At 67.4% G+C, this 14,089-nt stretch carries 15 protein-coding genes; 9 read left to right on the top strand and 6 right to left on the bottom strand.

Going from position 1 to position 14,089, the window contains the following annotated elements; genetic code table 11:
• The coding region (locus E1261_RS35735) for a hypothetical protein (RefSeq protein ID WP_238176635.1) at positions 1–642 on the top strand (642 nt) is incomplete at its 5' end.
• On the opposite strand, the gene E1261_RS35730 is transcribed toward E1261_RS35735, so the two are convergent.
• Positions 623–1,696, bottom strand: coding sequence for a phosphotransferase family protein (locus E1261_RS35730; protein WP_165952756.1), 1,074 nt, complete (start codon positions 1,694–1,696; stop codon positions 623–625). The two genes, E1261_RS35735 and E1261_RS35730, sit on opposite strands and share 20 nt — an antisense overlap.
• Before the next feature lie 61 nt (positions 1,697–1,757).
• On the opposite strand from E1261_RS35730, the gene ilvA reads away from it, so the two are divergent.
• The 4 genes from ilvA to E1261_RS35710 are packed head-to-tail and all read left to right on the top strand — an operon-like array spanning position 1,758 to position 5,945.
• Positions 1,758–2,960 (top strand): threonine ammonia-lyase, encoded by a 1,203-nt coding sequence (ilvA, locus tag E1261_RS35725; RefSeq protein WP_132414155.1) that lies wholly within the window; start codon positions 1,758–1,760, stop codon positions 2,958–2,960.
• A gap of 11 nt (positions 2,961–2,971) precedes the next feature.
• Complete coding sequence (locus tag E1261_RS35720) at positions 2,972–4,285, top strand: extracellular solute-binding protein (protein ID WP_132414154.1); 1,314 nt, start codon at positions 2,972–2,974, stop codon at positions 4,283–4,285.
• Positions 4,282–5,142 carry a carbohydrate ABC transporter permease gene (locus E1261_RS35715; RefSeq protein ID WP_132414153.1) on the top strand — a complete coding sequence of 287 codons (861 nt, stop codon included), beginning with the start codon at positions 4,282–4,284 and terminating at the stop codon, positions 5,140–5,142. Before E1261_RS35720 ends, E1261_RS35715 begins: the two co-directional genes overlap by 4 nt.
• Positions 5,139–5,945, top strand: coding sequence for a carbohydrate ABC transporter permease (locus E1261_RS35710; protein WP_132414152.1), 807 nt, complete (start codon positions 5,139–5,141; stop codon positions 5,943–5,945). The genes E1261_RS35715 and E1261_RS35710 overlap by 4 nt, the downstream gene beginning before the upstream one ends.
• Here E1261_RS35710 and E1261_RS35705 read toward each other — a convergent pair.
• Together E1261_RS35705 and E1261_RS35700 are read right to left on the bottom strand one after the other, a co-directional pair.
• The gene (locus tag E1261_RS35705; RefSeq protein WP_132414151.1) at positions 5,935–6,948 is read right to left on the bottom strand and encodes an alpha/beta fold hydrolase; all 1,014 of its coding nucleotides are present in this window, start codon (positions 6,946–6,948) and stop codon (positions 5,935–5,937) included. The two genes, E1261_RS35710 and E1261_RS35705, sit on opposite strands and share 11 nt — an antisense overlap.
• A gap of 12 nt (positions 6,949–6,960) precedes the next feature.
• The gene (locus tag E1261_RS35700) at positions 6,961–7,392 is read right to left on the bottom strand and encodes a MarR family winged helix-turn-helix transcriptional regulator (RefSeq protein WP_132414150.1); all 432 of its coding nucleotides are present in this window, start codon (positions 7,390–7,392) and stop codon (positions 6,961–6,963) included.
• A gap of 88 nt (positions 7,393–7,480) precedes the next feature.
• Here E1261_RS35700 and E1261_RS35695 point away from each other — a divergent pair, with 88 nt between their 5' ends.
• On the top strand, positions 7,481–8,980 hold the full coding sequence (locus E1261_RS35695; protein WP_202875320.1) for an MFS transporter: 1,500 nt from the start codon (positions 7,481–7,483) through the stop codon (positions 8,978–8,980).
• A gap of 56 nt (positions 8,981–9,036) precedes the next feature.
• Here E1261_RS35695 and E1261_RS35690 read toward each other — a convergent pair whose 3' ends face one another.
• The 3 genes from E1261_RS35690 to E1261_RS35680 all read right to left on the bottom strand — a co-directional run bounded on the left by E1261_RS35690 (position 9,037) and on the right by E1261_RS35680 (position 11,203).
• A complete protein-coding gene (locus tag E1261_RS35690; RefSeq protein ID WP_132414149.1) occupies positions 9,037–10,044 on the bottom strand; it encodes a copper resistance D family protein in 1,008 nt (335 codons plus the stop codon).
• Between the two features lie 2 nt (positions 10,045–10,046).
• Entirely contained in the window at positions 10,047–10,631 is a 585-nt protein-coding gene (locus E1261_RS35685) for a copper resistance CopC family protein (protein ID WP_165952755.1), read from the bottom strand.
• 254 nt (positions 10,632–10,885) lie between these two features.
• Complete coding sequence (locus E1261_RS35680; protein WP_132414147.1) at positions 10,886–11,203, bottom strand: hypothetical protein; 318 nt, start codon at positions 11,201–11,203, stop codon at positions 10,886–10,888.
• Between the two features lie 297 nt (positions 11,204–11,500).
• Here E1261_RS35680 and E1261_RS35675 point away from each other — a divergent pair, with 297 nt between their 5' ends.
• The 3 genes from E1261_RS35675 to E1261_RS35665 form a co-directional block, all read left to right on the top strand.
• Positions 11,501–12,376: a hypothetical protein gene (locus E1261_RS35675; protein WP_132414146.1), complete on the top strand. Its 876-nt coding sequence runs from the start codon at positions 11,501–11,503 to the stop codon at positions 12,374–12,376.
• An 89-nt stretch (positions 12,377–12,465) separates the two neighbouring features.
• The gene (locus E1261_RS35670) at positions 12,466–13,443 is read left to right on the top strand and encodes an ATP-binding cassette domain-containing protein (protein ID WP_132414145.1); all 978 of its coding nucleotides are present in this window, start codon (positions 12,466–12,468) and stop codon (positions 13,441–13,443) included.
• Positions 13,440–14,089, top strand: a 650-nt coding sequence (locus tag E1261_RS35665; protein WP_132414144.1) for an ABC transporter permease, incomplete at its 3' end; no start/stop codon positions are given. The genes E1261_RS35670 and E1261_RS35665, both read left to right, overlap by 4 nt.

The raw sequence follows: 14,089 nt of genomic DNA, 5'->3' as shown, positions 1-14,089 counted from the left end.
TCGATGGACTGGCTGGTGGGGGAGTTCGGGCGGGAGGTGGTGTTGCGGCCGATCGTGGTGCCGGGCGACGTCATACCGGTTGGGTACGACGGTTCGCTGGCGGCGGCTGAGGACGTGTGTGCTCGGGTTGCGGAGCGGATGGGGCTGGCGCCGGGGCAGTGTGCGTTGAGTTTCGAGCTCGAGGGCGGGGTTCACCGGCATCGGGTCGGGACGGTGCGGGAGCCGACCGGGCGCTGGATTCGTGCAGCGGCGGGGAACGAGATCCATCTGGCTGCGAGTCTGGCCAAGGATCCGGTGGCGTTGGTGGCGATCTACGCGCACGAGGTCGGGCATGAGTTGCTGCTCGGGACCGGCCGGATCACGTTCGCGCACCGTCCGGACCACGAATCGCTGACCGACCTGATCACCGTGTTCTACGGGCTCGGCATCTTCACGGCCAATGCGGCGTACGAGCGACGTCCGCGTCCGAACGGTCGCGGCAAGCAACCGCTCGCTCGCGGCTACCTGCGCGAGACCGCGCTCGCCGAGGCGCTGGCGTACTACGCGTTCCTCCGCAATGAACGCTACCCGGCGTGGGACCGGCACCTCGATGCACCAGTACGCCGGGTCATGCGCAACCACCTCAATCTGCTCTGCCGTTGACGACCCACCGGAGCCACGACTCGGCGCCACGCCGCATGGACTCCTGGTCCGGCCCGGTCAGGTTGGCATGCAGGTGCAACGAGGTCATCAGTTGGTGCAGCGCGCCGAGTTGGCCCGCGAGTTCAAGGGCCCGGCGCAGGTCTGCCAGCGGCGCGTAGTCCGTCCACTCGGCCAGATAGGCGTCCACGACGCGCGGGTCCATCGACAGCGGCGACCGCTTCTCGAGGAACGTGATCAGATCCAGAAACGGATGCGAGACAGCCGCGTCCGTCCAGTCGAAGGCCAGCACCCGGCCGTCGCGAACCGCCACATTGCGCGGGTGCAGATCACCGTGCAGCAACGTCTCCGGTACGCCGATCGCCGCCAGCTCGGTGATTGCCGCCCGCAACTCGGCCGCACGCTGTGGCAGCGCGGGATCTGAGCCGTCGAGCAGCTGGTCGAGCGCCGCGTCCAGTACGGCGAGTCGGCGGTCGACGCAGGTGATGTCGAGCAGGTGGTCGGCGCGGCCGACGTACGAGCGTTGTAGCCGTGCGTGGCTCTGCACGGCCTGGATCCAGAGCGCGATGTCGGACTGGTCGGCCAGCACCGGGCCGAGGTCGGGCAGCAGCATCCAGACGCGCTTCTCGTCGATCGCGAGGGGCCGCGGCACTGCACCTTCGAGCGAGGTGAGCAAGAGCGGTTCGTGAGCGAAGAGGAGTGGTAGCGACGCGGGAGGCAGGGTGCTGGAGTGTGCGTGCGCCTTGAAGTAGACGGTGCCGTCGGCAGTCGGAATGCGCAGAACGTTCGAGAGACCCCAGCTCCGGACTTGCACCGGGGGACCCGTCCGGGTGAGATGTTCGTCGATCCACGGCAGCGCTTCGGCGTACCAGCCTGTCGGTGCGTTCGCGGGCGTCACCACATAGGTGGTGTGCTCGGTATCCGCCTGCTGGCAGCTGAGGACGTAGGCCGCCACGCCGTGCTGTTCCTGCAAGGCCTGCAGGACGGGTTCGACATCCGGAAACCAGAACTCACCCGGCACATCGACTTCGAGCTGAACCAGCGCGGTGACCTTCATCGATGCAGAGTAGTTGGCGGAATTCCGCAGCGCAGGCGCTTTTCGTGCGTAAGGTGAAACCGTGATCGATGCCAAGGACATCGCGCGGGCCGCGGATCTGCTGCACGACGTGGTCGCGCCGACGCCGTTGGAGTACTCGCGGTGGCTCAGTGAACTGGTCGGTGGGGACGTTTTCCTCAAATGCGAGAACCTGCAGCGCACCGGATCCTTCAAACTCCGGGGCGCCTACGTGCGGATGGCCCGGCTGAAGAAGGCCGAGCGTTCCCGCGGGGTGGTCGCCGCGAGCGCCGGGAACCACGCGCAGGGGGTCGCGCTCGCCGCGCAACTGCTCGGGATCAAGGCGACCGTGTTCATGCCTCATGGGGCACCGATCCCGAAGGAGAAGGCGACCCGCGCGTACGGCGCGGAGATCCGCTTCACCGGGACGTCGATCGACGACTGTCTCCGCGAGGCGCTGAAGTTCGAGGCGGAGACCGGCGCGGTGCTGATCCATCCGTTCGACCATCTCGACATCGTCGCCGGTCAGGCGACCGCCGGGCTGGAGATCGTCGAGCAGTGCCCGCAGGTGCGGACTGTCGTCGTACCGACCGGTGGTGGTGGTCTGGTCGCCGGGATCGCGACCGCGATGCAGCGCGACGGGATGCCGATCGAGGTCGTCGGAGTCCAGGCGGCCGGCGCGGCGGCGTACCCGGCCTCGCTTGCGGCAGGCGCCCCCGTCCAGCTCGCCGGGATGAGCACGATGGCCGACGGGATCGCGGTCGGGCTGCCGGGCAAGGTGCCGTTCGAGGCAGTGCAGCAGTACGTCGGCGACATCCGTACTGTCACCGAGAGTTCGCTGTCCAAGGCGCTGCTGCTCGTATTGGAGCGGGCCAAGCTCGTGGTCGAGCCGGCCGGGGCCGCGGCAGTGGCCGCCGTACTGGATGATCCGAAGGCCTTCAAACCGCCGGTCGTGGTGGTGCTGTCCGGCGGCAACATCGACCCGCTGCTACTGATGCGAGTGATCCGCAACGGTATGGCGGCAGCCGGTCGGTACCTGTCGCTCCGGGTGCGGATCCCGGACACCCCCGGTGGCTTGGCCACATTGCTGACCCAGCTCGCCCAGCTGAACGCCAACATCATCGAGGTCGTGCACGAGCGGATCTCGGAGTCGCTGAGCCTGGACGAGGTCGAGGTCGCGCTGCAACTCGAGCTCCGGGGTGAGGAACACCGCGAGCGGGTATTGGCCGGACTGACCGGCAACGGCTACACGTACATGCTGAACTGAGGAGCCCGAACGTGAAGAAGACGATCATCGCGGCCGTTGCGCTGGCACTCACCGCGGCCGCCTGTGCGCCGGGATCGGACAGCCCGAGTGGTGGCGCGAGCGCGCCGAGCACGGTGCAGACGGATGCGGCCGCCCTCGGCCAGGTTGAGCTGACGGTCTGGGACCAGGAGGTCCGGGGCGGGCAGGCGGCCCAGATGGCCGCGCAGATCAAGGGTTTCGAGGCGAAGTACCCGAATATCAAGATCAAGAGGGTGTCGCGGTCGTTCGACGACCTGAAGACCACGCTGCGGCTGGCGCTGTCCGGCAACGACGCGCCCGACGTCGTACAGGCGAACAACGGCCGGTCGGACATGGGCGAGTTCGTCAAGGCCGGGCAGCTGGTGCCGCTGGACAAATGGGCCGAGGCTTACAAGTGGGGCGACCGCTACCCGGCTTCTGTGCTGCAGTACTCGCGGTACTCCGCGGACGGCAAGACGTTCGGCGAGGGGAACCTGTACGGCCTGCCGCAGGTCGGTGAGGTGGTCGGGCTCTACTACAACAAGACGAAAGTCCCGGTTCCGCCGACGGACTGGACGGACTTCGAGAACGCGATGACGAAGGCGAGGGCGGGCGGCGACGTACCGCTGCAGCTCGGCAACCTGGACAAGTGGCCGGCGATCCATGTCTTCGGCACCATCCAGGACCAGTTCGTCCCGGCCGATCAGATCACCAAACTGGCGTTCGGCCGGCCCGGCGCGTCGTGGAAGACGCCGGAGAACCTGAAGGCCGCCGAGACATTGGTGTCCTGGGTGAACACCGGCTACTTCAACACCGGTTTCAACGGGCAGGGGTACGACCCCGCCTGGCAGGACTTCGGCAAGGGCAAGGGCACGTTCCTGATCGCCGGCACCTGGCTGCAGGCGGACCTGCAGAAGGCACTCGGCGACAAGGTCGGTTTCATGCTGCCGCCGGGCGCACCTGCTGTGACCGGAGGCACCGGCCTGCCGTTCGCTATCACGAACAAGGCCAAGAATCCGGACGCGGCCGCGGCGTACATCAACTACATCACCAGCCCGGAAGCGATGAAGGTGCTGACCTCCACGGGCAACCTGCCGATCGCCGACACCGCCGCCCAGCAGGCACCGGCCGGGCTCGCCGGTGACATCTTCAAGAGCTTCGGTACGGCGGTCGGCGAGAGCAAGCTCGTTCCGTACCTCGACTACGCGACGCCGACCATGTACGACACCCTCGGGGCCGCCCTGCAGGATCTGCTCGCGAAGAAGGCCACCCCGCAACAGTTCCTGGACAAGCTCGAAGCCGACTACACGAAGTTCGCCGGGAAGTGAGTTCACCGCCAGGAGAGCCGCGCCGGATCGGGTACCTGTACATCCTGCCGGCGCTGCTCGTGTACGGCGCGTTCCTGCTCTACCCGTTGATCCGCGCGGTCCACCTGTCGTTGTTCGAGTGGGACGGGATCACGCTCGGCAAGTTCGTTGGCCTGAGCAACTACTTGGACGTGGTCCGGGATGCCGGACTGCGCGCGGCCTTCGGGCATGCGTTGGTACTGATCGTCTTCTATGCGGTGCTTCCGGTGCTGATCGGGCTCGCGCTGGCGACGGTGTTGCAGCGGGCAAGGGTTCGCGGGCTCGGGTTCTTCCGGACGATCGTGTTCCTGCCGCAGGTCGTGGCGATGGTCGTGGTGGCCGTTGCCTGGCGCCACATCTACGCGCCGGACGGCCCGCTGAACGCCGTACTGGGTGGCTCCCGCGGCTGGTTGGGTGACTACACGTTCGCCTTGCCGGCGGTCGGTGTGATCGGGACGTGGTTCGAGACCGGGCTGGTGACGGTGTTGCTGCTGGCCGGTATGGCACGCATCCCGGCCGAACGGTATGAGGCCGCGCGGCTAGACGGGGCCGGTCCCGTGGCCGAGTTCTTCGCCGTCGTGCTGCCTGCGGTACGGGGTGAGATCGCGGTTGCGGTGACCTTGACGGTGATCGCGGCGCTGCGGACCTTCGACCTGGTGTACGTGACCACGAGCGGAGGACCCGGTACGTCGACCAGCGTGCCGTCGTACGAGGTGTACCACCGGGCGTTCGAGCTGGGGCAGGTTGGTTCTGCGGCGGCGATCGGGGTGTGCCTGACGGCGCTGATCTTCCTGATCACGCTGGGGGTCAACCGGATCGCTGATCGGGGCACTGCATGAGAGCGTCGCTGGGGGAGCGGATCGGCAACTACACGCTGCTGATCGTCTTCGGGTTGTTCGCGCTCGGGCCGATCGTCACGATCCTCGCCGCCGCGCTCGGTCCTGATGACGCCGGCGGTGGCACGAGCGGTTTCGGGAACTTCGGCAAGGCCTGGGAGATCGGCCACTTCGGCACCTATTTGCGGATGAGCGTCGCGGTGTCGGTGACCGTCGTGGTGGTCAGTGTGCTGTTCTCGATCCTGTCCGGCTATGCCTTCGGCACGATGCGGTTCCGAGGCGCTTCGGCGCTGTTCTACCTGTTCCTGATCGGGATCATGATGCCGACCGAGGCGATCGTCGTACCGCTGTACTTCGATCTCCGCACCCTCGGCCTGACCGACACGTTCTGGGCGGTCGTGCTACCGCAGATCGCGCAATCCGTTGCCTTCGGCACCTTCTGGATGCGGGCCTACTTCCGCTCGTCGTCGCGCTCGCTGGTCGAGGCCGCCCGCCTCGACGGCGCGGGCCACTGGCGGACGCTCTGGCTGATCCTCGTCCCACCGGCGCGCCCCGCGCTGGTGACGCTGATCGTGCTGGTCTTCATGTGGACCTGGAACGAGTTCCTGATCCCGCTCGTGATGGTCACCAGCGAGTCCCTCCGCACAGCACCCCTCGGCCTGGCCTTCTTCTCCGGCCAGTACACCTCAGGCTTCACCCTGCTAGCCGCCGGCGCCGTGATCGTCGGCACGCCAGTAGTCCTCGTCTACGCCTTCCTCCAACGCCACTTCATCCAAGGCATGTTGGAGGGCGCAGTCAGGGAGTGACGAGCGGGCGAACGTACGTGAGCAGGCTGACCAGGATCTTGCCGGGCTCCTCCCAAGGCGCCAGGTGGGCGGAGTTCTCGAACCAAACAGCCTGCTTGTACGGCGCTTCGACCGTGGCCAGCCAGCCCTCGACGGGCTTGGTCGGTGTCGTGTAGTCGTGCCGGCCGAAGAACATCACCAGCGGAACCGGGAACTCGGTGATCGTCGTCAGGTCGGTCGCGAGCATCTCGTCGATCACCCGGCCGAGCGTGAAGAGATTGCCGTCCTCGATGGTCGGGACGTCCTCCGGCGCCCACTCCGGTGACAGGATCGGCGCCCCGAAGTAGTAGTCGCTCTCCTGCCGGTAGGCGCTCAGGCCGCCCCGGTACTGCGCCCACTGGCGGGCGATGATGATCCGCTCCCGGGTCAGTGGCTGATCACCCGGGTACGGCGCGATCGAGGCGAGCTGCTCGAGCGCCTCGGTGTGATCATGCAGCTCGGCCTGGGCGACGGCGTACTGGTAACAGTGCGTCTCGTTGGCCCGGGCGTCGATGACCTGGCCGATTCCGACGTACGCGTGGAAGAGGTCGGGCCGGCTGGCGGCCGCTTGGATGCCGATCAACGTGCCCCAGCTGTGGCCGATCAGGATCAGCTTGTCGACGCCGTACCGGTCGCGGACCTGCTCGGCGAGCTCGATCGCATCCTCGACGTACTGCGCGATCGTCAACGTGTCCGCGATCGTCTCCGGATCGACCTCGCGCAACGTCTTGCCCGCGCCGCGCTGGTCGTAGGTGACGACGGTGAAGTATTCCTCGATCGGCCGCTGGAACTGCCAGGCGACCGGCGCGAGCGGCGTGGCCGGACCGCCGTGGACGAAGAAGATCACCGGGTTCGACCGGTCCTGGCCGCGCGTGTAGACCCAGTGGTCGATTCCGCCCGCGCGGAGCCGGAGGTTCTCCTGGATACCGTCAGGGGAGACGATGTGGTGCAGGTCGGCGATGATTTCGCGAGCTTCGTCGGTCACTCGCCGATGGTGTCAGTCCGCGGGTTCGCAACCCTTGAGGAGCGGCGCGTGGAGGCGCTCGGCGAGGACCTCGCGCTGGGTGGGGCGGGCCTCGTGCTGGCGCCGGAGGCCTTCGTCGGTGAGGCAGACGATGACCGCGCGGCGGTCCTGGGTGCAGACGTCGCGGGTGACCAGGCCGTCGCTCTCCAGCCGGGCGATCACGCGCGAGAGCGCGCTCTGGCTCAGGTGGACGGACTTCGCCACGACGGCGATCTTCGCGGAGTGGGTGGGCAGCTCGGCGAGTCGCTCGAGCACCTCGTACTCACTCATGCCGAGGGAGTGACCGGCTTGCAGCGCGCGGTCGAGGGCGCAGGTGATATCGGCGTGGCGAGCCAGCAGCTCGCGCCAGGCGCGGACATCGGCGCTGATCTCACCAGTCTCAGCGCTGACCTTCGTGGCGGTCATGTCGCCGACCATAGCATGCATGCGCATCCTATGCAAATGCATTTAATGCCTAGACATTAGATGCATATGCATGGAATAGTCTCTCCTCGTGACACAGACAACGCACACCACACCGCCTGCTCGGATGACCTGGGACGCCCGCCTCTGGGGCGCGCTGCTGGTCGTCTGCGGCGTGATCTTCCTCGACGGCCTGGACGTCTCCATGGTCGGCATGTCCCTGCCGTCCATCGGCGCCGATCTGGGCGTCTCCCTCTCCTCGCTCCAGTGGGTCGTGACCGGCTACGTGCTCGGGTACGGCGGCCTGCTGCTCCTCGGCGGCCGGACCGCCGACCTGCTCGGCCGGCGCAAGGTCTTCCTGATCGCGCTCGGCGTCTTCGCCGTGGTCTCGATGCTCAGCTCGCTGGCCACGAATCCCGAACTGCTCATCGCCGCGCGGTTCGTGAAGGGAGTTGCCGCCGCCTTCACTGCGCCGGCCGCGCTCTCCATCATCACCACCACCTTCCACGAGGGGCCGGATCGCAACCGCGCCCTCTCGATCTTCACCACCTGCGCCGCCAGCGGCTTCTCGATGGGTCTGATCCTCGGTGGTGCGCTGACCGAGATCGGTTGGCGCTGGACCTTCCTGATGCCTGGCCCGGTCGCCCTGATCGTGCTGCTGTTCGCCATCAAGCTGATCCCGAACAGCCCGCGGGAAGAGGTCTCCGGCGGGTACGACATCCCCGGCGCGGTCACCGTCACCGGCGGCATGCTGTCCCTGGTCTACGCCGTCGTCGGCGCCGAGCACGCTGGTTGGGTCTCGTTCCAGACCATCGGGATGTTCGTGCTCGCGGCCGTCCTGCTGACTGCCTTCGTCGTGATCGAGCAGCGCTCCAAGCACCCGCTGGTCCGGCTCGGCATCCTGCGCAGCGGCTCGTTGCGCCGGGCGAACCTGGCCGGTCTCACCGTCTTCGGTGCGTACGTCGCCTTCCAATTCATCGGCACCTTGTACCTGCAGAACCTGCTCGGCTGGTCGTCACTCGAGACCGCGCTCGCGTTCCTGCCGGCCGGCCTGCTGGTCATCAGTCTGTCCCCGAACGCCGGCAAGATCGCCGACCGGATCGGTACCGACAAGATGATCATCGGCGCGATGGCGCTGTTCGTCGTCGGCTACGGGCTCAGCCTGCGGATCGGCCCGGAGTCGGCGTACTTCTCGACGATCTTCCCGAGCATCATGCTGATCGGTATCGGCTTCGCGATCGGGTTCCCCGCCCTGAACATCCAGGCGGTTTCCGGCGTGGCCGATGACGAGCAGGGGCTCGCGTCCGGTCTGTTCAACACGTCCACCCAGGTCGGTGGCGCGGTTGTCCTGGCCAGCGTCACTGCGGTGATCAGCAGCCAGTCAGTCGGCGTGACTGTGCCGGCCGACATGCTCTCGGCGTACAAGCCGGGTCTTGCGGTCGTCACCGGGGTCGCCGTACTGGGCCTGGTCATCGCCCTGACCGGTCTGCGCGGCCTGCGCAGTCGTCGGGCCCTCGAAGAGCAGGAGGCGGCCGAACTGACCGCCGTACAGAAAGAACTGGCGGAAGAGCAGATGACTCCGGCCGCCTGAGTCACATATGGAACGTTGCGGGTCCTGGGCTACTCCCCAGGGCCCGCAACTGCGTTCTACAGTGGCCTTGCCAGGACGGTGGCCAGTGCGATGGTCGCCGCCATCACCGTGAGCTCGACGGTCGCCAGTGTGGCGAGCGCGACGGTCTCCTGGCGTCGTACTGCTGGGAGGAGGACTTGCCTGATCGCACCACCTGTTGCGGCCAGGATCATCAGACCTACCAGCTTGCCGAGTACCAGCCAGCCTGCCGGTGTCTCGAAGAGAGCGTGGATGAGTACGGACGGGTGCGGTGCCAGCTCCTTGGTCAGCCGCGGTCCTGCGAGCAGTACGCCGGTCACTGCGACTGTGGCGATCGCAGCGCCTGCCACGGTCGAGAAGCGTGGCAGAACCAGTGCGAGTGCGGACCGGTTGCCTGACACCAGCAGTGTGATCAGTGCGAGGCCACCGACCCACAGGCTGACCGCGCACATGTGGGCAGTGATGGCCGGTGTCGTCAGCCAGGCCGCCTCACTCTGCGACGCATGCCCTGTGACCGGTACGGCGACCAGTCCGACCAGAGCGCTGCTGAGACCGAGCACGAGCTTGTGCTTGATGGCGGCGATCGCGTAACCGGTCGCAGCGAGCACGGTTAGGACAAGCGCCGCGCCTGAGCTGACGTGGAGTGGGTACGACGCCATGCCGGTGAACGGCATCTGGGGGCCCGACTGTGAGATCGCTGCAGCCTGCAGCCACCACGTGGTCGTGGTCGCGGTGATCCACGCGATGCCGGCCGCGATTCCGACAGCCCGGGTGCGCGTGACGATCGCGCCGTACTGGGCTCGTCCTTGGCTGCCGAGCAGGAGCAGCAGCAGTACGGCGCCGGTCGCGAGGATGGCCGATCCGTTCGTGACGAAGCGGGCCAGCGGGGTCATGTAGAGGATGCCCGGGCCGGCCGTGGTCATGGCCGGCTCGGGCGGGGGCCTGGTCGCGATGATCGCGCACACCAGAGCGGTGACGCCGACGGTGGCGATCGCAGCGACTACGGCCGGCCGTCGTGCCTTGACGACCGGGATGGCGATGTCCATTGCTAGTCCCGAGTGGTTTCGAGGCGGCCCTGGACCATCGATCTGCCTTGCTCGGACCGCCAGCGACGGAACGCCAGCACCAGCACGAGCGCGGTGGCGAACTCGAGGATCCAGATCCAGGCGGGGACGCTGCCGCTGGGCAACGACATGGCAGCGGCCGGTGAGCCGGTGTCGGGCCGCGCGAGGGTGACTGTGATGTGGCCCGCGATCGGATGGCCGTCACCGGAGATCACGCGGTAGCTGATCGTGTAGGTGCCGGCCGCGCCAAGGCGGTCGCAGGTCGCGTACAGGGTGTCGCCCTCGGTCCACACCGATCGGGCCGGGTGACGGGCGCCGCCCGGGCCGGTGACGAGGACGGCATCCCAGCTGGGGACCGGCTGCAGCTTCTGGTCGAAGGTGAAGCTGAGTGAGCCGGGCGTGGTGGACAGACGGGCGCCATCGGTCGGCGTACTGGCAGTGAGCTTGCTGTGTGCGGCCGCGGGGACGGCGGGCGCGACGGTCAGGGTGGTGGTGATGGCGAGCGCGGCCAGGATCGGTGCACCGCTCCGCCGCAGCGAGCGCAGCCAGGAACTCATGGGCGAAGACATCCGGATCCTCCTGTCGGAGAAATAGCGGGGGCAATTGCATAACTCGGAGAATATGGGTGCGGTCATTGTGCTGTAACAATTCCGGGGGGCGCAGAAATGCGCAGGAAACCTCTCATTGTTACGGTGGGGGTGTGAGGTCGAACAGGCTCCAGATAGGCATCACCCGTGGTCGCGGATCGGACTCCGCGGCCACGGGTGATCGAGCTGCCGGTGCTGCGCCGGTCAGTGCGGCCGGCGCAGCAACTGGGTGTTCGTCAGTGGTCGTGCCCGGTGCCGTCGTCCACGGACTTGTGGCCGGTGAGGGTGAGCGACACGACGTTGATGCCGACCGGAACCACGTGGCTTGTCGTGTACCCCAAGGGGTTTGCGATCGCCGGGTAGAGACCCAGGGCCGGGGAGTCCACGTGCAGCTGCACCTGGTTGGTGGCGTACGCGATCGCAGCGCCGGTGTTGGCGATCGGGGCCGGGTTCTCGTGCGCCGAAGCGGTGCCGGCGCCGGCAGCAGCGGCACCGATGGCCAGTGCGATGCTCGCGAAGGGGACGGCGATCAGGCGGGTCTTGAGACTAGGCATGACGAATTCTCCTTGGGGATTGGGAGGGGAGAGCCCGGTCGCCATTGACCGGTGAAATGTGGTTCATCGACGCCCGATGGCCTGTCGGTGCGGCGCTTGAAATGAATGTATTGAATCCGGACCCGAAATGACAAGCTATTCGTAGTTTTTTGCTCACGGAGTGATATGTATGCTCACAGCATTACCCTTTTAGGTGCGGGCCGGTGAGAGCTTCGGGCGCCGGATCAGGGTCCGGACGGCCGTAGTTGGGGGCGATCCCGGATTGGTTTCGGACCCCTGGGGTGCTGCACTTGAGGCATGAGCAACCAGAGTGAGTACGACGGGCGTGTGAAGGACATCCTGGATCGGGTGGCCAAGGGGCACCTGTCACCGGACGAGGCCACGACCCTGATCTCCGCACTCCGGGCCGGCGAGGCCCCCGTTGCTGATGCGACTCCGTCTCCCTCGGCGTGGGCCGAGGCGACGGACTCTCCGGTGGTCGAGGACAGCGTGGTGGACGAGGCGCCGGTTGAGGAGGAGATCGAGCACAGCACGGTGCCGATCCCGTCCGGGGTGCAGCGGGTGACGATCCGGGCGATCGGGCGGCGGGTGCGGCTGATCGGCGAGCCGGCGGTGAACGGTGTCGCGGTCGACGGGCCGCACGTGATCAAGAAGGACGGCGACACGCTCGCGATCAACAGCGAGGGTGACATGGGTGTCTCGATCGACGGGTTCAGCATGCTGCGCAACCCGACCGACCTGAAGGCGCACGTGAACGGGCTGGCCAAGGAGTTGCAGATCCGCGTCAACCCGAACCTGCAGGTCGAGGTCGAGGTGACCGGCGGCAGCGTCAACGCCGAGCGGGTGCCCGGTCTGACCCGAGTGCGCGTCACGGCCGGTACGGCGAAGGTCACCGACGTCGACGGGCCTATCGACGTACTGGTGCAGGCTGGTTCGGTCACTCTGGACGCACAGCTCACCAAGGGGCGGTCCCGGGTGCGAGTCGAGTCCGGAATGGCCACGGTCAACCTGCGCCGCGGCTCCGACGTCCACGTCCACACCGAAGCCCAGCTGGGCCGGGTGACCTGGACCGGCGCCGTCTCCGGCCAGTCCAAGGACGTCGAGATCGGCCGCGGCCGCGCAGGCCTGGACGTCGAGGTACTGGTCGGAAGTGCCCAGATCAGCGCCGACTAGTCTGCTCTGGGGTTAATACCTCGAAATTTGTCGGCGGTCTCCGCCAGGATGGGTGGCCTGCGTCACACATCCAGAAGGGGGACGTGCAGATGCCAGCCATCGAGGCCACCGGTCTCGTCAAGACCTTCCGGTCCCGGAAGAACGTCGTGAAGGCGCTCGACGGGATCGATCTCGAGGTGCCCGAGGGGACTGTCCTCGGCCTGCTCGGGCCGAACGGCGCCGGCAAGACCACCGCGGTGCGCCTGCTCACCACGCTCATGCAGCCGGACGCGGGCTCGGCCCGGGTGCTCGGCCACGACGTGGTCAAGGAGGCGGACACGGTTCGCTCGCTGGTGGGGCTGTCGGGGCAGTATGCGGCGGTCGACGAGCTGCTCACCGGCCGGGAGAACCTGTGGATGTTCGGCAGGCTCTACCGGCTCAGCAGCCAGCAGGCGAAACAACGGGCGGAGGAGCTGCTCGAGATCTTCGACCTGACCGACGCCGCTGACCGGACCCTGAAGACGTACTCGGGTGGCATGCGGCGGCGCCTCGACCTGGCCGGTTCGCTGATCGCCCACCCGAAGGTGCTGTTCCTGGACGAGCCGACGACCGGGCTGGATCCACGCTCGCGGCTCGATCTGTGGAAGATCATCCGGGACCGCGTCAGCGAAGGCGTCACGATCCTGCTGACCACGCAGTACTTGGAGGAGGCCGACGAGCTGGCCGACAGCATCGTCGTGGTCGACCACGGTTCGGTGATCGCCCGCGGTACTGCCGACGAGCTCAAGGCGAAGGTCGGTGGTGAGCGGATCGAGGTCGTCGTCCACGACGCCGGCGACACCTACCGGGCGCTCGAGCTGCTGACCGCAGCGCTCGACATCACCGACCCCGAGGCGACCACCCTCGACCAGCACAGCCGGCGGATGACGGTGCCGGCGCCGGGTGGATCGAGTGCGCTGGTCGAGGTCATCCGCACCCTCGACTCCGCCGGGATCCGGATCGCCGACATCGGCCTGCGGCGGCCGACGCTGGACGACGTCTTCCTCACCCTGACCGGGCACGAGGCCGAGCAGAAGGAACAGGCATGAGTACGACGACCGGCCCCGAGACTGTGAACCCGGAGCACGTGAACCCGCTCAGCCGCGCGCTGTCCGATGCCGGCGTACTGGCTTGGCGCAGTCTCAAGCGCATCCCGCGGACACCGGACATGCTGATCTACGCGACCATCCAGCCGATCATGTTCGTGCTGCTGTTCGCCTACGTCTTCGGGAACGCGATCCCGATCCCGGGCTTCCCCGGCGCCCGGGCGTACCGGGAGTTCCTGATGTCGGGGATCTTCGCGCAGACGATGGCCTTCGCGGTCGCCTCCGCCAGCGTCGGCCTGGCCGACGACATGTCGAAGGGCCTGATCGACCGGTTCCGTTCGTTGCCGATGGCAAGGTCCGGGGTGATCGCCGGCCGCGTCGTCGGTGACCTCGTCTTCAACACCTTCGTGATGGTCGTGATGGTGATCTGCGGCTTCATCGTCGGCTGGCGCTGGCACAACGGCCTCGGCAACGCCTTCGCCGCGTTCGCGATCCTGCTCCTGTTCGCCTTCGCCATGCTCTGGGTCGGCGCCCTGATCGGCCTCTCCGTCGGCGGCCCCGAGGTCGCCGCCTCCGCCGGCCTGATCTGGCTCTTCCCCCTGACCTTCCTCTCCAACGCCTTCGTCCCCACCCCCAACCTCCCCAGCGG

Source organism: Kribbella albertanoniae (genome assembly GCF_004348455.1).
GTDB classification, from domain to species: domain Bacteria; phylum Actinomycetota; class Actinomycetes; order Propionibacteriales; family Kribbellaceae; genus Kribbella; species Kribbella albertanoniae.
The sequence above is the reverse complement of the archived record's forward strand: the minus strand, read 5'-3'. Positions and strand labels throughout refer to the sequence as shown.